This window comes from Thermogutta hypogea, assembly GCF_055386265.1.
Genome location: NZ_AP042425.1, coordinates 793,351 through 812,250 on the forward strand (window position 1 = coordinate 793,351; position 18,900 = coordinate 812,250).

The 18,900-nt window shown below is 61.0% G+C and carries 12 protein-coding genes; 8 read left to right on the forward strand and 4 right to left on the reverse strand.

The window, feature by feature from the left end:
* Nucleotides 1-30: 30 nt before the first annotated feature.
* A complete protein-coding gene (locus ACZ5B4_RS02675) occupies nt 31-2,157 on the reverse strand; it encodes a DUF1549 domain-containing protein (protein WP_464912901.1) in 2,127 nt (708 codons plus the stop codon).
* A gap of 626 nt (nt 2,158-2,783) precedes the next feature.
* On the opposite strand from ACZ5B4_RS02675, the gene ACZ5B4_RS02680 reads away from it, so the two are divergent.
* The 4 genes from ACZ5B4_RS02680 to ACZ5B4_RS02695 all read left to right on the forward strand — a co-directional run bounded on the left by ACZ5B4_RS02680 (nt 2,784) and on the right by ACZ5B4_RS02695 (nt 8,425).
* Nucleotides 2,784-3,839: a sensor histidine kinase gene (locus tag ACZ5B4_RS02680; protein ID WP_464912902.1), complete on the forward strand. Its 1,056-nt coding sequence runs from the start codon at nt 2,784-2,786 to the stop codon at nt 3,837-3,839.
* A 395-nt stretch (nt 3,840-4,234) separates the two neighbouring features.
* The gene (locus ACZ5B4_RS02685; RefSeq protein WP_464912903.1) at nt 4,235-6,280 is read left to right on the forward strand and encodes a tetratricopeptide repeat protein; all 2,046 of its coding nucleotides are present in this window, start codon (nt 4,235-4,237) and stop codon (nt 6,278-6,280) included.
* Between the two features lie 149 nt (nt 6,281-6,429).
* Nucleotides 6,430-7,152: a polyprenol monophosphomannose synthase gene (locus ACZ5B4_RS02690; protein ID WP_464912904.1), complete on the forward strand. Its 723-nt coding sequence runs from the start codon at nt 6,430-6,432 to the stop codon at nt 7,150-7,152.
* A 286-nt stretch (nt 7,153-7,438) separates the two neighbouring features.
* A complete protein-coding gene (locus tag ACZ5B4_RS02695) occupies nt 7,439-8,425 on the forward strand; it encodes a DNA-methyltransferase (protein WP_464912905.1) in 987 nt (328 codons plus the stop codon).
* A gap of 63 nt (nt 8,426-8,488) precedes the next feature.
* Here ACZ5B4_RS02695 and ACZ5B4_RS02700 read toward each other — a convergent pair whose 3' ends face one another.
* The gene (locus ACZ5B4_RS02700) at nt 8,489-10,315 is read right to left on the reverse strand and encodes a heparinase II/III domain-containing protein (protein WP_464912906.1); all 1,827 of its coding nucleotides are present in this window, start codon (nt 10,313-10,315) and stop codon (nt 8,489-8,491) included.
* A gap of 661 nt (nt 10,316-10,976) precedes the next feature.
* Between ACZ5B4_RS02700 and ACZ5B4_RS02705 the strand changes: the two genes are divergently transcribed.
* Nucleotides 10,977-13,355, forward strand: a complete 2,379-nt coding sequence (locus ACZ5B4_RS02705; protein WP_464912907.1) for a hypothetical protein — start codon at nt 10,977-10,979, stop codon at nt 13,353-13,355.
* Here the strand turns inward: ACZ5B4_RS02705 and ACZ5B4_RS02710 are convergent.
* The gene (locus ACZ5B4_RS02710) at nt 13,250-14,335 is read right to left on the reverse strand and encodes an IS630 family transposase (protein ID WP_464911496.1); all 1,086 of its coding nucleotides are present in this window, start codon (nt 14,333-14,335) and stop codon (nt 13,250-13,252) included. The two genes, ACZ5B4_RS02705 and ACZ5B4_RS02710, sit on opposite strands and share 106 nt — an antisense overlap.
* Nucleotides 14,336-14,414: 79 nt before the next feature.
* On the opposite strand from ACZ5B4_RS02710, the gene ACZ5B4_RS02715 reads away from it, so the two are divergent.
* From ACZ5B4_RS02715 to larE, 3 genes are all read left to right on the forward strand, one after another.
* Nucleotides 14,415-15,197 (forward strand): hypothetical protein, encoded by a 783-nt coding sequence (locus tag ACZ5B4_RS02715; RefSeq protein WP_464912908.1) that lies wholly within the window; start codon nt 14,415-14,417, stop codon nt 15,195-15,197.
* Nucleotides 15,112-16,542 carry a 3-keto-alpha-glucoside-1,2-lyase-like domain-containing protein gene (locus ACZ5B4_RS02720; protein ID WP_464912909.1) on the forward strand — a complete coding sequence of 477 codons (1,431 nt, stop codon included), beginning with the start codon at nt 15,112-15,114 and terminating at the stop codon, nt 16,540-16,542. Before ACZ5B4_RS02715 ends, ACZ5B4_RS02720 begins: the two co-directional genes overlap by 86 nt.
* Nucleotides 16,543-16,741: 199 nt before the next feature.
* Nucleotides 16,742-17,668: an ATP-dependent sacrificial sulfur transferase LarE gene (gene larE / locus ACZ5B4_RS02725; RefSeq protein WP_464912910.1), complete on the forward strand. Its 927-nt coding sequence runs from the start codon at nt 16,742-16,744 to the stop codon at nt 17,666-17,668.
* A 108-nt stretch (nt 17,669-17,776) separates the two neighbouring features.
* Here the strand turns inward: larE and ACZ5B4_RS02730 are convergent, their stop codons facing one another.
* Nucleotides 17,777-18,763 (reverse strand): DUF6655 family protein, encoded by a 987-nt coding sequence (locus ACZ5B4_RS02730; protein ID WP_464912911.1) that lies wholly within the window; start codon nt 18,761-18,763, stop codon nt 17,777-17,779.
* Between the last annotated feature and the right edge of the window lie 137 nt (nt 18,764-18,900).

Below are 18,900 nucleotides of genomic sequence, written 5' to 3' on the forward strand. Positions count from 1 at the left end.
CAAAGGGACTGCGGTATGGGATTGCCTTGGTCAATAAACGGTCTGGAATTCCGGAAGCATGAATACGATCCATAGGAAATCGACGATGCCGTTTTGGTCGAGCGTCTGGGCGGTTTCGGAGGGGCCCGGTTGAGCCGTTTCACGCTTCCCCGTCAGAATGCTCTCTGCAATCTCGATTTCCGCATCGGTCGGTTCGCGAGTGAGGGTGTTCAAATAGACGAAGCGGATCAACTCATCCGGGGCCTTCTCCGCGAATCGAACCATGAGACGTTCGGCGCCGCGCTTGAGCGCTTCGTGCAATTCCGGACCGATGGCGAGGTCCAAGGCCTGAAGCGTCGTGACATCCTCCGGCCGCGTGGAAACCACCACGTCGCGCATCGGCCTGCCGAGTGCCAATTGCAAGCGGTCCGCCGCGGTAAGAGAGGTACGGAACCATGTGGCATCCTTTTCCCCGGCCGGAGTGAACGCGGCTTTCTCCGGCCCGCTGCCGGTGAGACGCCATAGGGAGTCCGTGAATTGCTCGGCGGTCAACCTTTTGGGTTGGGGGCCGTGGAACACGTAACCTTCAGGATCGTCGGAATGCGCGGGGCTGGAGACGGCGGCATAGACTTGGGACGAGCAGATATGTTCGATGAGCTGCTTCAGGTCCCAATCGTGTTCCATGAGGTAGGCGGCCAAGTAATCGAGGAGCTGTTCGTCCCAGGCGGGACGGTCCATCTCATCGACCGGGTGGACCAATCCCCGCCCCATCAGACGGTGCCAGATGCGATTGACGATCGTCCGTGCGGTTCGGCCGTTTCTCGGGTCGGTCAAAAGGCCGGCGTACTGACGGAGACGCTCTTCCCGCGGCGCGCTTCCATCGATACTTCCCAGCTCGGGATAGATGAATCGGGCTTGGGCGGTCTCGCCGATCGGTTTGTCGCAGCGGTAGATTTCGAGCGGTTCATTCGCCGTGATGGCAGCCAAACCGTAGGCGTCTTTCAAAGTCCAATGGTCGACAAAGCTGTCGTGGCACGAGGCGCATTTCATGTTAATGCCGAGGAAGACCTGAGCCGTATTCTGCGAGAATTGCAACTCCGTCCTTTGGCTGGCGTTCACATTGCCTCGCCATTGGATGCCCCGCATGAATCCTTCCGATTCGGGCGTCGGGGCCACCAGTTGCCGGACGAATTCGTCGTAGGGCATGTTGTCGAGGAGCGCCTGATACAGCCAGGCGGTGATGGGCTTGCGTCCGCCGTCGATGTACCCTGTCCCGGTGTAATCGTTTCTCAGCAGATCGTTCCAAAAGCTCAGCCAGTGCTCGGCGTATTCACGCCTCGAATCGAGCCGTTTTTTCAGCCATCGGGCGTATCTTTCAGGTGACTCGTCCGCGGTGAAGGCGGCGATCTCTTCTGCCGTCGGAGGCAATCCGATCAGATCGTAGCTCATGCGCCGGAACCATTTCAGCGGTTCGGCCGGGGCGGGGAACGGGAGGCCGCGGCGGTCGAAATACGCCCCCACCAGGCGATCGATAGGGTGCTTGCGCTCGGCGGTTTCCGGGGGAAGCTCCACGGGCCGGAGCGACAAGGGGCGAGCTTCCGCCGGCCGAGGTCCCGAGAAGGCGAAGCCTTCTTCCCACGGCATCCCGATCGCGATCCAGCGGCGCAACAGATCGATTTGTTCCGCCGTCAAGGGCGGACCGTTCGCCGGCATCCTCTCGTCCGGATCGCTGCTCATGACGCGGCGGAGGAGTTCGCTTTCTTCGGGTTTACCGGGGACGACCGTATTGGATTGCAGAATCAATTCCCGTGTATCGAGTGACAACCCGCCCTCGCTCTTCGAGCCCAGATGGCACTGGCCGCACCGCCCCCTTAAGAGAGGAACGATCTCGTGGGAGAAATCGACGCCGGTCGCGGCTTCGGCCGCCGTCGGCGGCTGGGAGCCTTGTTCGCGGCTGGGCGCCGCGGCAATCAAGGGTTGGCCGATAGGGGCCGCAGCCCCCGTAGGGAGGGGGGCATTCGGCGCCGTCTTGTCGGCTGGGACGCTAACGGAGTCGCCCGCACCGAGCGTCGATCTTTCGCCGCCGGATGTCAGGAGCAATGTCGCTGCGGTGACGACTGCGCCCAAGGTTCGCCACGTGTTAGTTGTAGCGATACTAATGCGCAAGGAGGTGGGCATTCCATGTGCTCCGGTGAATCGGCGGGGGGTAGCGCGTGTCCGAGAGTGCGTCACCTAATGCATATTGAGACTCACTCGCATACGGCGTCCAATTCTTGACGCCGTCCGTGTATTTGTCAAGCAGCTCAGACAAAAAACCGCGGCGTTTGGGTTAGTGCGGCGGAGGGAAGGCGACGTGCTACGCTCGGGAGCTCGTCTCGGAACGCCCCGGCATAACGTATATTTTCCCAAGCACTTGCGGCGATGACGCAAAGTTAAGGAATGGGGCTGGAATGGGGGGCCTCGTGACCATGAACCTCGAAGATTTGCTGGATATCCTGGATCGCGAGGAAAGCGAGGGCCATTGGTTACTTGGCCGGCTCGGTGAGTTCGATTCAGTGCTTCCCGTTTCACTCGTCGGTGTTTTGAATGAAGAGTTCCGCTGGGCGTCCGTGTACTCGGCACCGAATGCTTCGCTTGTGCTTCCGAAGCAAGTCAGGGAGTATTTGAAATCGGCGTCGGTTACGGAGGGCGATCTGGTTCATCCGCTTGCCCCGACGAATTTGACCTTGTTTGCCACACCGATTGAGTGTCGGTGTGTTCAGCCGCGTCGTGGCATCCCGGTGCCCATTCGTGGAACCGCCGTGATGGTTCTTGCTTCGGATACCGCGAGGGTCGCAGCTCGAGCCGCGCAATTGCGGCCCACGCTTCAGGCCGCAGGCTGTTCCGCCCTGCTTGCGGGGCTCGTGGAGCAGTACGCCGTTTGGGTCGAGCAACTGCGAAACGAGCGTACGTCTCTTCAGCAGTCCCAGATGAAGGCCGTGGAGCAGGCGCTGGAGGAGCATGAAAAGGTACTCTTGGCCGAAGAAAGCCACCGCGCTCTCCGCGAGCTGATGGAAGCCCGCGACGCCGCCCAACGATCGAAGGACCTCTTTTTCGCCAACCTCTCGCACGAGTTACGAACGCCGCTTCACGGAATCCTCAGCTATGCCGCATTCGGCATTAAGAAGGCGGAGACGGCGGAGCGTTCCACCCTTCTGAAGTACTTCACGCAAATTGAGCGGAGCGGTCAGACCTTGCTCGCATTTCTGAACGATTTGCTGGACCTGGCCAAGCTGGAAGCCGGCAAGATGCAGTACGATTTTGCCTGGCACGATCCCGTTCAGCTCATGGCCCGCGTGTTGGATGAATTCAGCTCCGCGTGCGAGCACCGCCGGATTCACTTCGAATTTGTCCCGCCGTCGGAACCCATTAAGGCATGGATGGACGATCAACGCATCCAGCAGGTCTTTCGCAACCTTGTCAGCAATGCGATCAAGTTCTCTCCTCAAGAGGGGGCAATTCAAGTCACCATAGCAGCCGCGGAGGGCCGCTGCTTGGTCGCCGTGGCTGATCGGGGTTGCGGCGTCCCGCCCAATGAGATCGAAAGCATCTTCGATCCCTTTGTTCAGTCCAGCAAGACGCGGACGGCGTCCGGTGGAACGGGTTTGGGGTTGGCGATCTGTCGAGAAATCGTCCATTCTCACGGGGGCAGAATTTGGGCCGAGAATCGTCCCGACGGAGGGGCTTGCTTTCGGGTTCAGCTTCCCATCCACCCGCCGGAATCGGCGAGCCACGTTCAGCAGACGGGTGTCGGACGGATGCCTTCCGTTCCGGCGACCGAGCCTGCCCCCTTATCCCAGGCTACCGCAAAGACCGAGTGAGGTCAGAGGCGGGAATGATTTCCTTCCCCTTCGGCTGTCGTTAGGCAAAACCCGCCATAGCGGGAAATGAAGACGCATCCGCATGATGCCCTGATTTTTGGCCTTCCAGCTGGAAAAAACGCTCTGGACGCAGACCGAAAAGGAACGCTAAACTACCCCCCGACTCGGCAGGCTGCGTCCGTTGCAGCGGTGGCGTGTTGGTCCGGTGGAGGGGCTTGGTGAGTGCGACGGATCGTCATCGAGGATTCTCTGGGCACGATGATTGTCGCCATAGTCGGGGCAACCGGAATTGCCGGCCGCGACCGCAAGTTGCCGCCTGTCTCAGCCGGTCGGATGCATTCGCGTGCTTTTTCCCAGGCCCGACATCGGGCTGCGATGTTCAGGAGGAACTCGCTATGTGTTCCCTTCCGTCCATGATTCGATCCCTTCTCGTGCCGTTCTTTTGCGGCCTGGCGCTATTCTTCGGCGTAACAGTCCGCGGCCAGGACGGCGCTTTGCCGTCGACGAACGACGTTCGCACGGTGCAGGCAGGGGGAAACGCAGCGCGAAACTCCCAGCCGACGCTTGAACCGGCGGTCGGACCGGCGGAATCCGGACCCACGCTGACGCTCCGCAACGAAACGCCTCAAGCGGGCGCCCCCGAATCGCCCTCTCCGCCCGATGCGTCTCTCGGTGGTACACGCGACGCAAGCCGGGTCGATGCCGCCTCCGGCCGAAGCTCCACATTGGAACCGACCGTCGATCCCGTCACGAATACGGAGGTGACCGTAGACCCCGCCGCGTTCAATGGAATTACGCCCGGCGTTTCGACGATGGAAGACGTCCGCAAGGCGTGGGGGGAGCCCACGGCGCGGACGGAGCAGGACGGGGATCTGCTGCATTTGTACCAGGTCGGACCTTTCAATCGGGTGGAAACGCACTTCCGCGACGGCAAGGTGGTGGGCATTGTGGTTCATCTCGAAAAGGCCTATCCCGCCAAGTTGGTCGGCGAGCATCTGCAATTATCCACTGTGCGACCGGTCTTGGTTTCCGATCCTCGCGGCATGGTGATCGGCCAGGCCTTTCCCGAAAAAGGCGTGTTATTCGGTTTCGCTCCCTCCGATGAGGCGGGCAAGGCTTCCATGTTGGTGACGCAAATCGTGCTCGACCCGATCTCGGCTGAACCCTTTGTACTCCGTGCCGAGACTTTCCTTGAGAACGATCCGGAATCAGCGGTGAAAGACTTGCGGGTGGCGTTGCGTCTGGATCCCGGTTACGCTCGGGCCCATTGGCTCTTGGCCAAGAGCTACATGTTGCTTGGGGCCGCGAATGACGGCTTAGCCGCGGCGCGTCAGGCCGTGACATCGGCTCCCAATGATCCTCAATACCGATTAACGCTGGCTCAACTGCTGGCGTCCACGGGTGAGCGAGAGGCAGCCTTGCGAGAGTTGCAGACGGTGGCGGCCGCGTCGGAGAATCGACCGCACCTCAAGGCCCGGGCCGTGTGCGCCCAGGGCGATCTGCATGCCAACGGAGATCCGCCGGACTACAAGAAAGCGGTGGAATACTACACCGAGGCGATCAAGATTGCGCACCCCATCGCGTCCGATCCTCATCCGGCGTACCGCTTGGCGGCCAAGGAGGTTCTTGTGGACGCCCACATCGGCGCGGCGCGGGCCATCGCCTGGGGGCCGTGGGAGCAAAAGGAGATCGTCGTACCGCGTTGGCTGGAGCGCGCCGGAGCAGCCGCCGACGAACTCGCCAAGGAAGGCGGCTCGCCGCTGTTTCGCATTCGGGTGGCGGCAGCGGCCTTGAGTGCTTCGGTGGGCGTGCCGAGCGGCCTGGATCCCCAGCCGTGGATTGCCCGGTTGGAGGAGGCGGCGCCCGCGGCTTTGGCCGAAGCCGGCGGCGTGCGGCGTCTGCAAATCCAGTGGGATATCGGCGTCGCGCTCTACGACGCGGTCCAGTGTTTCCAAATCCGCGGGGAGCATGACGCGGCCCTGCAATACGGATTGGAAGCCGCCGAGTTGCTGGAAAACGGTCAAACCTCCCGGACGTTGCAACAAAGCGACTATTACTTGATGGGACGCCTCTACTTCCGACTGGGGGCTATCCATGCGATCGCCAAACAGGATCACGCAGCCGCCGTGGAATTGTTCGACAAAGCGGTTCCGATGCTGCAAAAAGCGGCCGCTGGAACCACGGGCTTGTCGGCTGGAAGGCTGGGCGAAACGTTCGTCAGCATGGGCGTTTCGTATTGGGAATCGAATCAGGCGTCCAAAGCCATCGAGTTGACCGAGCAGGGCATCAAGCTCCTCGAAGCCGCCGTGCAGTCCGGCGCGATGGACGCCACGGCTCTGGAAGTTCCGCATTCCAATCTGGCGGCCATGCGGCGCCAAGTCCGAACCGCGTCTTCCGCGGCGACATCCCCCAACGAACCGACACCACCCATTCCGCGTTAGGGCCTGACCCGGCTCGGACGGCTCGCGATGCCGATCTTGCTGCCTGCACGATTTCGGTGAAAAATGGCAAGCGGCGATGACGGGTCGCTTTAGCCGGCGGATCAGTGTCCGCCGGTTTCCGCCTTGTTCGCCAAGGGGGTGGGTCATCGATGCAAACCGCGGAAACGCTCGTCACCATTGCCACCTACAACGAGCGGGAGAATCTCCCGCAACTGGTGGAGGCGATCTTCTCCATCGCTCCGATGGTTCATGTTCTGGTGATCGACGACAATTCCCCCGACGGAACCGGCCGGTGGTGCGATGAATACGCCGCGCATGACGAGCGGTTTAGCTGCATCCACCGCGAGGGCAAACTGGGCTTGGGGACTGCGACGCTGCTGGCCCTGCGGTCCGGGATGGATCGGGGTTACCGGTACATCCTCAACATGGATGCCGACTTCAGTCATCCGCCCGAGAAGATTCCCGAGTTGATCGCTGCGATGGACCCTCCGGAGAAACCGCCGGCCGACGTCGTGATCGGCTCGCGCTATGTTCCCGGCGGGGGGGTGGAGGGTTGGCCCCGGACCCGCCGTTGGATGAGTGCCGCGGTCAACGCCTACGCGCGTCTTCTCCTGCGACTGCCCGTCCGCGATTGCAGCGGGGCGTTTCGCTGTTACCGCGCGTCCACGTTGGAGCGGCTGGACTTCGCGGCCGTGCGATCGCGCGGTTACTCGTTCCAAGAAGAGATCTTGTATCGTTTGCGGCGGGCAGGTGCGGTTTTCCGGGAGGTCCCCTTTACCTTCACCGATCGGCGGAGAGGAAGCTCCAAAATCAACTCCCGCGAGGCGGTCGAGGCACTCTGGATCATCGCCCGACTGGGGCTCCTGGGCTGAATTCGCCGCTCTTTTCTGCTTCGTCCTCACCACGTCTTCCTCCCTCGTGGCAACGTGGTCCGCCATCCCCCGACTGATTCTTCGGCCGGGCCGGAGCATAATGACGGTACGAGCCTGCGGTGAACCTGCAACGGGGGCAGGCAACGTGGGGCCGGCGAGAAGGAGATGGTATGAATCGGATTTGCGCGCGGTGAACTCCGGGAAGGTAAACTTTTCCCGGGGTAGACAGGTCACATCCTGTATCGGCGTATTGAGGCCATGCGACCTCGTGAAGGAGGACGTCTTGATGGAGGAATACGATGTGCCGTCACTCACCGAGGGGGTATTTCACGGCGATTGCATTCAGAGGATGAAGGCCTTGCCGCCGGCGTCGGTGCATCTTGTCTTCGCCGATCCGCCTTTCAACATCGGCTACGAATACGACGTTTATCGTGATCAGCTCAACGACCAGGAGTATATCGACTGGTGCCGGACGTGGACGGCGGAGGTGGCGAGGATCCTGCGACCGGACGGCGCATTCTGGCTGGCCATTGGGGATGAATACGTCGCCGAGCTGAAGGTCATGATTCAGCAGCAGCACAGATTGGTACTGCGAAGCTGGGTGGTGTGGTACTACACGTTCGGCGTTCATTGCAAGCGCAAGTTCACCCGCTCCCACGCGCATCTGCTTTATTGGGTCAAAGATCCCAAGCGATTCACGTTCAATGACGAGGAGATTCGCGTACCCTCGGCGCGGCAGTTGGTCTACGGTGACAAACGGGCCGACCCGCGAGGGCGTTTGCCCGACGACACCTGGATTCTCCGGCCTCAAGACGTGCCCGACGGTTTTCGCCCCGATGAAAACACCTGGTATTTCCCGCGCGTTTGCGGCACATTCCGGGAGAGGGTGGGCTTTCACGGGTGCCAAATGCCCGAGCAATTGCTGGGACGGATCATCTCGGCGTGCAGCCGGCCCGGCGAGTGGGTACTCGACCCGTTTGCCGGAAGCGGCACGACCCTGGCCGTGGCGAAGAAGTTGGGACGCCGATACCTGGGCTTCGAGCTGTCCCCGGAATACACCGCGAACATCCGGCGCCGGCTGGACGCGATCCAACCCGGTGATCCGCTGGAAGGATCGGCGGACCCGCTCAATAGCGTTCCCTCCACGGATCAAGGTCGCCGCTTGGAGGACGTCGAACCGCGAGCCAACCGAAGGCGGTTCGTGCGTCGCCCGGCGGCCCCGGCCGCAGATGCCGGACCGCCGAAGGGCCGTGACGGCAGCCGCACCGCGTAAGGCCCGAACGTGCACCTCGCGTTCGGCAGCCGCGCAACCCGCCGCCTGTTGATGCAAGCTCGGCTATCGTTGCGGCGTGATCGTGAGGCTGACTTCGAGGCTCGACACGGGTTCGGTAAAGCGAATCCCCAATCGCTTCGGCTTCTCGGAATACCGGATCGGTTCCTCGATCTCTTCGTCTGTCAGTTCGAATGCGCGGCCTGCCGCGTTAATGGTGACCACCGCGGCCGCTTTTCCTTCCCCTATTTGGAGTTGATGGTCCGTCAAACGCTTCCAAGGCGAGAAGGTTACGAGCGCCTCTTCAAACTGTTGCGGCGAAGAAAACTCGACGCTGTCCGTTACCGTTAAACTTCCCCCGTCACCCCGGCGAAATAAGAAGGTTCGCTTCAAGAACCGCAATTCCGAAACCTTGTACGCGGAGGTCATATCCATTGAGATGAGGTCGGCTTCGTCGCTGAACTCGGCTTGCAAGATCGTGCCCTTGGCATCGGCACCGGGCCGCTGCAATTGCCCGGCTACCACCGGGACGGGATGACCGTAGGAGTTCAACAGTTTGCTCTGGTAGCGCCGAGAGTCGAAGGTTCGAGCGGTGTAGACCTCGGCGCCCGGATCGACGATCGCCGCCTCGCCGCCGATCACGACCAAGAATGATCCGACGTCGTTGTGGTTGTGGTGTTCGGCGTTGTGGCCGCCCTTCAGGGCTACCGCCAGATCATCGGCACGATCCGGCGACGGCCGGGCGATGAGTACGCCCGCGTTGGGGAACCAGTCGCGGAGCGTCCTTTCGAGCCGATCGGGCTTGGCGGACGGCGGGCCGCCCGCGTCCGGCATGGCGTATACGGCAAGTCCGGATAACGAACTGGACGGTCCGGTCTTCGGCCCAAGATACCGGTCTTCGAGCTCTGTCAAGCCGAAGCCCAGACGTCGGCTGAGGTAGGCCGTCAACCGCCGGTCGGGCTTGGAGCCGAACGAACAGTCGGCGAAGGGGGGATAGAGATCTTTCACGATGTGCATTCTGTAACCGAAGCGGGCGGGTGCCGCCGCCGCGGGATCAAGGATCAAGTCTGCCTTGCCGCCCGACACTCGGTAGAGAATATCGGACAGTATGACGTAATGCCCGAAGCCGTAGTTCCAGTAGCCCATCCCCTCGGAACAATAGCCGTCCGGCGTAAAGCCTCGCAGAAAGTTGCGGATGAAATGCTCAGCGGCAGCCGCGAAAAACGCCCTGCGTTCGAGGTCGTCGATGGCAGCCATGGCCGCGCCTGCGGTATTGGCCAAACACACCGCGTTCCAATTGTTCGTGGTGGTCAGCCACCACAATTCGGGTTGCCGATTGCGAACCGCTCCTTCAAAGGGCTGAAAAACGCGCCGCTCCAGATTCGCCATGACGAGGTTTCGGACTTCCGGCGAGAGCTTGTCACCTAGCCAATTCAGGGTCAGCGCCAATTCAAAGCCCGTCGCGGACGAGGCCAAATCGATCTCAACGATTCTGTCCTGAAAATTGGCCAAGCTACGGTCGTGGGCGGGCAAAACCCAAGTCTTTTCAGCGCAAAAAGCTCGGAGGGTTCGCTCAATCTCGGGCAGGAATCGGCCGCGGTTCTCAAGGCACTCCGCCAGCACGAGCAAGCAGTGCCGTTGGCGCCTGGCAAACAGCACCGACTCGTAGCGACGACGGGTGCCCGTCTTGGAAAAATCGAGATACAACTCATCCGTGGCTTCGGGAAGAGGTCGTGCCGCTTCGCTTGCGGCTCGTGCGGGAATGTCTTGGAAATCCTCCCTTGCGGCCAAGTCGTCCCACACGCGACGGTCCGAAATCGGCGCGCCGATTCCACCCGCCGATGGTCGCAGCATCGCCTTCCAAGCCGCGACGCGATCCGCAGGCGGAGCCATTTCCTCCGCGACGACGCGGCCGGTTGCCCCAACGGCAATCCAGGATACGACGACCGCGGTTAATGCAATAAGTCGTGCTGACGTTCGGACAATCGGCTTGGAAGTCGGCATGTCGATTCCTCGTTGGTAGTGGGGTTCGTTGGTAGTGGCGTTCAGGTGGGGCCTTTGCAAGTGATTCCGGTGGGGCGTTGCAGCCGCGCGAATCCGGCGCGATGGCTACGCGGGGAGCACGTCCGGCGGGCGCATTTTCCGGGGGGCTGGTTTCATTACGCGGAATTGTAAAAGCAACCCGGCGCAAACGCAATCATTTCCGGTTGGAAGAGGCCAGTGTACGGGGATGCGGTTCGGGAGGAAGTGAATCCCTTGAACGCTCATCCCCGGCATCAAGTCGCGCCGATGCTTGCTCCTGCCGTCGGATCGCCGGCTCGCGCGCAATTACACAGTAGGGAAGTATCGCAAACCGCTCGAGGGGAAAAGGCGGCCCTCCGCCCCGTCACGGCTGGTGTGAACGGTTTTCGGTGCGTCGCCAGGCCTAACAATTGCCGTGCAAAACCTGATAATTCCCGTGATCGTAGCCGGCTGTTTGATTGACGCGCACTGCGCCGCGATTTCATAATGCACCGTTTGACGGATTCGCTTAGGGATGAACAGGAGGATTGCGATGCGGGCGGTTCTTTGGTGTGCCTTGTTGGCTGGTTGTTTTTGCCTGGGTTCGGTCATCCGGACAGCCTTTGCCGGCGAAAGCCTTTGGATCGAAGGCGAATCGCCGCATTCCCATACCATGAATCGGCATCCTTGGTGGTATGATCAGGTTCGGAAAGAGCATCTGTCAGGCGGGGATTGGATCAGCAATTTTTCCGAGGAAAAAGAGGGCACGGCGAGCTACCGCGTCGTGGTGCGAGAGGGCGGAGATTACGCACTTTGGTTGCGTGCCAACCCGGTGAAAAGCCATCTCGCGTTTCGCGTCGACGGAGGCGATTGGCAAGAGGTGGCGTTCGATGCAGCCTCGGAAGTCACGAACATCGCTGCCGACGACAAGCCCGACTTGCGATTCATCGGCTGGGTTTTGGCGGGCCGGCTTTCCCTGAATCCCGGCGAACATCACATCACCTTCCGCATGTATGGAGAGTTGCAGAACCACGGGGGACTGGATGCTTTCGTTTTGACCAACGAAGTGTTTGTGCCTCGGGGATTGTCGAAGCCCGGCGATCCCGCCACGCAAGCAAAGCGTGTGGACGAGAGCGAAACCTGGGCCTTTCAGCCCGCTACGGATCCCTTTTCATCGGAAGCGTTGCTGGATCTTCGGTCCTTGAATGAATCGCGGGCGGGCGAGGCCGGATTTATCCGCCTTACCCCGGACGGCATGTCTTTCCTCCGGGGCGACGGGCAGCCGATTCGCTTTTGGTCCGTCGTCAGCGACGGATGGCGCATGGAGCCCGAGGCCATGCGCCGCCACTTGCGGTGGTTGGCCAAATTGGGCGTGAACATGGTCCGCGTTCACGCGCAACTCTGCGTGGAAAAGGAGGGCGCCCGCCTCACCGATGTGGATGAGAAGGTCGTCGACGGCATCCTGCGTTTTGTGGCCGAGGCCAAGAAGCAGGGTATTTACGTCACCATTTCCCCCTATTGGTCGCACACGCAGAAGATTCCGGCAAGCTGGGATCTGGACTCCTACACCGGTCAGTCGGGGCCGGAGGGACTCCTATTCTTTGAGCCGCGTTTGCAAGCCGCCTACAAGGCTTGGGTCAAGGAGCTGTACACGCGTCCCAATCCCTACGCCGAAGACCGCACGCCCTTGCGAGATGAACCCGCGGTGGCCTTGATCCAAGTACAAAACGAGGACAGCCTGCTTTTCTGGACTTCGCAGCGGATTCTGGAGCCTTTCGCTGGCAAACTTCGACGTCTCTTCGCCGAGTTCCTGGTGAAAAAGTACGGTTCGTTGGACGCGGCACAAAAGGCGTGGGGCTCGGCAAGGCACAAGGACGACGATTTCGCGGCGGGCGAGGTCGGCTTGGAAATCATTTGGCGATTCACGTCGCAGGCACCGCGGCCCGATCCCGACTGGGCGAATCGGTTGGCCGACCAATTGGAATTCATGGCCAGGCTGCAATACGGCTTCTATCGCGATGTCGCAGCATACTACCGCGAAGAGCTCGGTTGCAAGCAGCTCGTCAACGCGACAAATTGGCGGACGGCCGACCCCGTGTTACTTGAAGACGTGGAGCGCTGGACCTATACCGCCGCGGATGTGGCGGCAATCAACCGTTATACCGGCGGTATCCACAGCGGTCCCATGAACGGCTGGCGGATCGACCCGAATCACTTCTTCCTCAGTCAATCCAATCTCTTGGAGCCCGAAGAGTTCCCTGGAGCGCTCAAGCAAACGTTGGGACAGCCGATGTTGATCACCGAGGTCTCGTGGACCAGCCCGTCTCTTTACCAGGCGGAAGGCCCCATCATGGCCGCGGCCTATATGTCGCTGACGGGAGTCGATTCTTTCTATTGGTTCGCGTTCGGCGACGAAACGTGGCACGCCGATCCGGTTTGGCCGTACTGGAAGGTTGGAAATTTGAATTCCCTGAAGAAATGGTCCAGCGCCATTCCCACCCACGCGGGGATGTTTCCCGCAGCCGCACTGGCATATCGGATGGGGTTCATTCGGGCCGCCGATCAACCGGCCGTTTATGAAGAGCGTTCGCTTCGGGGGATGTGGGAGCGCCGCGTGCCGATCATCTCCGAAGCGGGAAAATTCGATCCCAACCGGGACCCCGGCGATTTCGCGCCCACCTCTTCTGTTCGCCAAGAGATCGACCGTCTGGCCTTCTTCGTCGGGCCGGTCGTGATCAAATTTGACGGGAATGAGAGCAAGAGCCGGACGGCCCCGCTCGATCGCTACATCGATCGGGATCGCGGCGTCGTCACTAGTGTAGTGTCTCACTCAGATGGGGCCTTATCCAGTGCGGCGCGGGCGCGACGGACTTTGGCGAGGATCGCCTCGGCCTTGGCCGTCCACGTGAAGCCCTTGGGATTGGCATTGTGATCGGCAATGTATTCATAGATCGCCCGTTCCAACTGCCGAACGCTCTTGAAGACGCCGCGGCGAATGCGGCGATCCGTGATGTCGCGAAACCAGCGTTCGACCAGATTCAGCCAGGAACTACTCGTCGGCGTGAAGTGGATGTGAAAGCGTTGGTGCCGTGCCAGCCACCGCTGCACCTTCGGATGCTTGTGCGTGGCGTAGTTGTCCACGATCAAATGCAAGTCGAGTTCGGGCGGCGTCTCCGCATCGATCTTCTTGAGAAACTTCAACCATTCCTGATGGCGATGTCGCGGCATGCACTCGGCGATGACCTTGCCTTCAGCCACCTCGATGGCCGCAAACAGCGTCGTCGTCCCGTGGCGTTTGTAGTCGTGCGTCAGCGTACCCAACCGGCCGGGATACAGCGGCAAACTTTTCTGCGTGCGATCGAGCGCCTGAATCTGGCTCTTCTCGTCGCAGGAGAGCACCAAGGCGTGTTCGGGCGGGTTGAGGTACAGGCCTACGAGGTCCACGACCTTTTCGACAAACCGCGGATCGTTGGAGACCTTGAAGGTCTTCACCAAGTGCGGCTTCAAGCCGTGGTCACGCCAAATGCGATGCACAGTCGCCTTGCTCACCCCCACGGCCTTCGCCATCGAGCGGGTCGACCAGTGCGTGGCGTTGGCGGGCTTCTCCTGCGTCGTCTTGCGGAGGATCTCCGCCTCCTTCGCGGCGCGGACCTTCGGTCTGCGACCGCCGCGCGGCTTGTCCTTGTCGAGGCCCGCCAGGCCCGCCTCCAGGAAGCGGGTCCGCCACGTTCCCACCGTGCGACGCGTGCAGCCGAGTTCGGCGGCAATCTCGTCGTTACGCTTGCCCGCCGCCGCGGCCAGGACGATCTTGGCACGCAACACCACGCGTGCCGGCGTGCTCCGACCCCGCGACCATTTCGTCAGCGTCGTTCGTTCCGCGTCACTCAACTCGATGGCTTTCGCAACTCGCATGGCGTCATCCTCCTCGGTCTGAGAGTGAGACGCCGGCGGCCATGGATAAGTTCCCTCAATTACAAGACACTACACTAGCATGACGGGTGAAATCGCGCTCGATTATCGAAGAGGCATCCTGACGGTGAACACACCCCGGTGTCAAAGTTGGGTGGGCTTCTTGAAGGCTGCCGGCGGAAGGGCGCAGCTCGCGGACACCGTCATCGAGTCGCAGAACGAGTACGCGGCAATCACCGTCGTTCCGCTCGATCAACGACCGCTTGCCGCCTCGGAAAAAATCCTGGTACAAGTGGGCACGACGATCCGCCCCACCGGATGGATCGAGAGAGACGCCGAGATGGAATCCGACGGCGTACCCTTGAGGGGAAAGCAGATCGTCGATACGGGCCGCGCTCCCTGGCGCGTCGCCGCTACGAAAGTCCGTTTGACGGTCAAGAATCCGAACATCAAGAAAGCCGTGTTGCTGGATGTGAACGGTTATCCTTCCCGTTCTATTCCCGTTGAAAGTGTGAACGGCGGCGTGGCCGTGGTATTGCCCGCCGACGCCATGTACCTCGTTTTGTCTCCCTTGAAACCGAGTCGAAGGGGAGAATTGCGTCGCGGTCGATCGTTGCGTGGTAGTATGAGCATCCGTTCCCACATATTCGTTGCATCCCAACTGGAGCCGGTTCCCCATGAAAAAAACATCAGCGACTGGGAATCGCATGTCGAAAGAAGGCATGCCGCGTCGTGGTTTTCTAGCAACCAGCCTGGCGATCGCGACGGCCGGTTGCACCATGTCCAAAAGCCCGGACGCTGCGGAACCGACCGGCTCCGCCGCGGAAGGGGAGTGGATTTCCCTCTTCAACGGCACCAATCTTGACGGCTGGCGGGCCTCAGAGAACACCGCAAGCTGGCAGGTCCGCGACGGCGTCCTCTCCGCCGACGGCCCGAGAAGTCATCTGTTCTACGTCGGCAAGGCGGCGCCGACGCCCTTCCGCAATTTCGATTTCATGGTGGACGTCATAACCGAGAAGAATGCCAACTCGGGAATATTCTTTCACACGGACTTCGTGGAAACCGGCTCGCCTCCTAAGGGATACGAGGTACAAATCAACAATTCGTACCCGATGATCGGCGATAATCCCGAATTCCGTCGAACCGGCGGGTTGTTCGCCATTCGCGATATTTACAAGGCTTGGTTGCCGGATGACGTGTGGTTTCGCGTTCGCGTCTGCGTGATCGGCAAACGCATTCGCGTTTGGGTCAACGACATTCCTACCGTGGATTATGTCGAGCCTGAGGATCCGCCGCGGGCCAGGAATCGCGTGCTTCGCCGCGTGTCCGAGGGCACCATTGCGCTACAGGCCCATGACCCGGGAAGCCGCATGCGATTCCGCAATCCTCGCATCCGGCTGCTGCCCGACGATGCCGATCCCCTGGCCGAACCGCGGGCATCCGAGGAAGGCTACGGTTTGAGACCGGGGTTGATCGATCAGATGGCGGCCCTGGGAGTGCCGATTACCGATTTCCACGTTCACATTCGCGGCGGAATGACGGTGGATAAGGCCGTGGTTCGCCAGGCCGTGACCGGCGTCAACTGCGGCGTCTTGGAGAACGTGGGTCGAGGCTGGCCCATCGACGACAATGACAAATTGAGGTCCTTCCTCGACGGGGCTGCCGGACGGCCGGTTTTCGTGGGCGTGCAGGTCAATGATCGCGATTGGGCCGACGTGTTGGCGCCGGACCTTGTCGCCCGATTGGATTACGTCCTGGCCGACACCATGATCATGCCGATGCCGCACGACGACAGTCCGCCGGTCAAGCTGTGGATTACGGACAACTACACGATCGACGACCCCGACGCCTGGATGGAACGGTACGTCCGGCACAACCTGCGGGTGCTTTCGGAGCCGATCTCGATTTTGGCCAATCCGACTTGGCTGCCGCCCGCGTTGGCGTCCCAATACGATCGTCTTTGGACCGAGGAACGGATGACCAAGATCGTCCGTGCGGCGGTGGATCGCGGAGTGGCCTTGGAGATCAATGCCTCCAGCGGATACCCGCCGCTGAAGTTTCTGCAATTGGCCAAGGAAATGGGGGCCAAGTTTTCTCTCGGCACCAACAACTTCGACGACAAGCCCATCGACATGCACCGATGTTTCGAGATGATCGAGGCTTTGGGTCTTCGCTTTGCGGATATGTTTCTTCCCCGCCCGAAGGCGTGACCGGAGAAACGCCGTCGCCTTGTCCCGAGCTTCGAGACCGGCGGACGGTTCGATTGCTGCGGTTGACTTCCGCCTTTCGGTGGCGAAAAATCCAGGAGCAGAAGGCCTGCGTCGTTCGGTCGGCGCGGAATCGGAAAATGAGCATATTTCTGGTTTTTTACTCGCCGATGCCCTCGGCAAAGCTCGGGTGAAACGAACGATGAACAAGGGCAATGTTCAAGTTTCCCATGCGTGCAGCGTCGATCGTGGGTCGTCCGTTATGGAGCCGGCTCATGAGGATCTTCCCGCCGAATTGATTGAGAAAAGAGAGCGGCTCTTGCAATTGCTGCGGAGCTTTGGAAGCTGCGCCGTGGCGTTTTCCGGCGGTTTGGACAGCGCCGTCTTGGCCAAGGCGGCTTACACGGCCTTGGGGGAGCGGTCGGTAGCGGTGACCGGGGTCAGCGCGAGTCTGGCCGCCGGTGAGCTGGAGGAGTGCCGCCAACTGGCCGCCCGGATCGGCATCCGCCACGTGATTCTGGAAACGGAAGAGCTGAAGGATCCCCGCTATCAGCAGAACCTTGCCGACCGTTGCTACTTTTGCAAGACGGAGTTATTTACGAAGATGGGCGACTGGGCTCGGAAGCTCGGAGTGGCCGTCGTCGTCGATGGTTCGAACCGCGACGATCGAGGGGATCATCGCCCCGGTATGACGGCTGCTCGCGAACGAGGCGTCCGCAGCCCCCTCTCGGAGTGCGACTTGTCCAAGGACGAGATCCGCCTCTTGGCCAAGCATTGGGGCTTGCCGATTTGGGATAAGCCGGCCTCACCGTGCCTGAGCAGTCGCATCGCCTATGGTGAGCAGGTCACTCCGGAACGGCTCGCCATGGTCGAGCGGGCCGAGCGATTCCTGCGTACACGGGGTTTTCACCTCCTGCGGGTGCGGTACCACAAAGGTGACCTCGCCCGAATCGAGGTGCCGGTCGACCAACTTTCCCGATTGTTGGAGCCGACGTTGCGAGACGCTCTTCTCAAGGAGTTGACCGAGGCCGGGTTCAAGTTCGTAACACTCGACCTGATGGGGTTCCGTTCCGGAAGTCTCAATCAATTGGTTCCGGCCGAGAGCCTTCAGATTCTCGAGAAACGCTAACCGCGGGTGCCGATGCGGCTCTGAATGTCCGGGATGCGATCCTCCCAGGCGGATCACAACCGCGCAATCCGGCATGGAGGGTTTGCCGGTCGGGCCGGCTGCGCATAATTAGCGCGACGGAGTCGGCAGCCTGTTTCCGCCGGTCGGATCCCATTGCCACCAGGCAGCGGGTGCCGCGTTGCTTTGTCTCGTTCCCGACGGTTCCACGATTCCGGGCTGAGGGGTTGGGGAAGTCGGAAAGCTCGGCCCGTTGACCGGATTGGCTTGACGAGGCGGCGGGGCGACTTGCCCTCCGCCTGCATCCGCCGCGATCGGCGTCCCATCGCCGTGAGAGTCGGCCGTCGCGTCGGCGGATTGAGCCTGATCCTGCCTGAAGTTGCCTAGGAAATACACCTCCTCGGTCGCGGAGACCTTTCGTTCAGGACGATCGAAGTTGACGAAAGGAATTTCCAGTTTGTCGCCGGCGAGCTGGGTTCCTGAATAAACATCCCCTCGCTGGATAGGGCCTGCTCCGAGAATCCACACGTCTTGCGCCCAACTCTTGGCAAGCACCTGACCGGACTGCCAGAGGGGTCGTCCACTTTCGCGATGATAGGCAAACAGAAGTATTTTGGTAACGGCCGTCTGCTTGGTTCGCTTCACGAACGGAATCTCGGGGATGTTCGAGGGCGCGCCGACCGCTGCAAGACCCGAGGGAAGGTTCGTTTGGGGTACACCGATCAACAGGCTGTGCATGTCGGTTCCCACCGCGCCCGAGCGAACTTCGAGGACATAGTCCGCCTGGTCCTTTTTCTCGGCCAGAATCGCGCCGCCTGCCAGCAATTGTTGACGCAGGGAACTCACCAAGTAGGTCGAGTCCACCACGTCTTTGAGATAAGTCTCATCAAGAAACACCTTCTTGCTTACCAGAGCGCGAAAGTCAATCTGACTTACCGCCTGATCGATCGATGAGGAAATCAGAAGTTGTTCGGTCGCGGTGCGCCGGGTCTCGGTCCACTTGGTGGTGCCGCATCCGGTGCATGCGGCCGTCGCAACCGCTAGGAATACCGCAGCGAGGCATCCCATCGGCCGACGGAATCGAAAGCCTGATCCCATTCTTCCAACCACTCCGAGCCCTTCTTGCCGGGGGTGATCTTTGCTGTGATTTTTCGGGGTCGGAGAGTATAGCGATCGGTGCGCGGCGGCGGAAGCCGTTTTTTCCTGCGGCGCGGACCGGTCGGAGGGAAAATGCA

Coding starts and splice junctions, on each gene's coding strand:
- ACZ5B4_RS02720 (WP_464912909.1), top strand. CDS start 15,112: ATGTCCAAAAGCCCGGACGCTGCGGAACCGACCGGCTCCGCCGCGGAA.
- ACZ5B4_RS02705 (WP_464912907.1), top strand. CDS start 10,977: ATGCGGGCGGTTCTTTGGTGTGCCTTGTTGGCTGGTTGTTTTTGCCTG.
- ACZ5B4_RS02700 (WP_464912906.1), bottom strand. CDS start 10,315: ATGGCTCCGCCTGCGGATCGCGTCGCGGCTTGGAAGGCGATGCTGCGA.
- ACZ5B4_RS02690 (WP_464912904.1), top strand. CDS start 6,430: ATGCAAACCGCGGAAACGCTCGTCACCATTGCCACCTACAACGAGCGG.
- ACZ5B4_RS02685 (WP_464912903.1), top strand. CDS start 4,235: ATGTGTTCCCTTCCGTCCATGATTCGATCCCTTCTCGTGCCGTTCTTT.
- ACZ5B4_RS02695 (WP_464912905.1), top strand. CDS start 7,439: ATGGAGGAATACGATGTGCCGTCACTCACCGAGGGGGTATTTCACGGC.
- ACZ5B4_RS02680 (WP_464912902.1), top strand. CDS start 2,784: ATGGTTCTTGCTTCGGATACCGCGAGGGTCGCAGCTCGAGCCGCGCAA.
- ACZ5B4_RS02730 (WP_464912911.1), bottom strand. CDS start 18,763: ATGGGATCAGGCTTTCGATTCCGTCGGCCGATGGGATGCCTCGCTGCG.
- ACZ5B4_RS02710 (WP_464911496.1), bottom strand. CDS start 14,335: ATGCGAGTTGCGAAAGCCATCGAGTTGAGTGACGCGGAACGAACGACG.
- ACZ5B4_RS02675 (WP_464912901.1), bottom strand. CDS start 2,157: ATGCCCACCTCCTTGCGCATTAGTATCGCTACAACTAACACGTGGCGA.
- ACZ5B4_RS02715 (WP_464912908.1), top strand. CDS start 14,415: ATGACGGGTGAAATCGCGCTCGATTATCGAAGAGGCATCCTGACGGTG.
- larE (WP_464912910.1), top strand. CDS start 16,742: ATGAACAAGGGCAATGTTCAAGTTTCCCATGCGTGCAGCGTCGATCGT.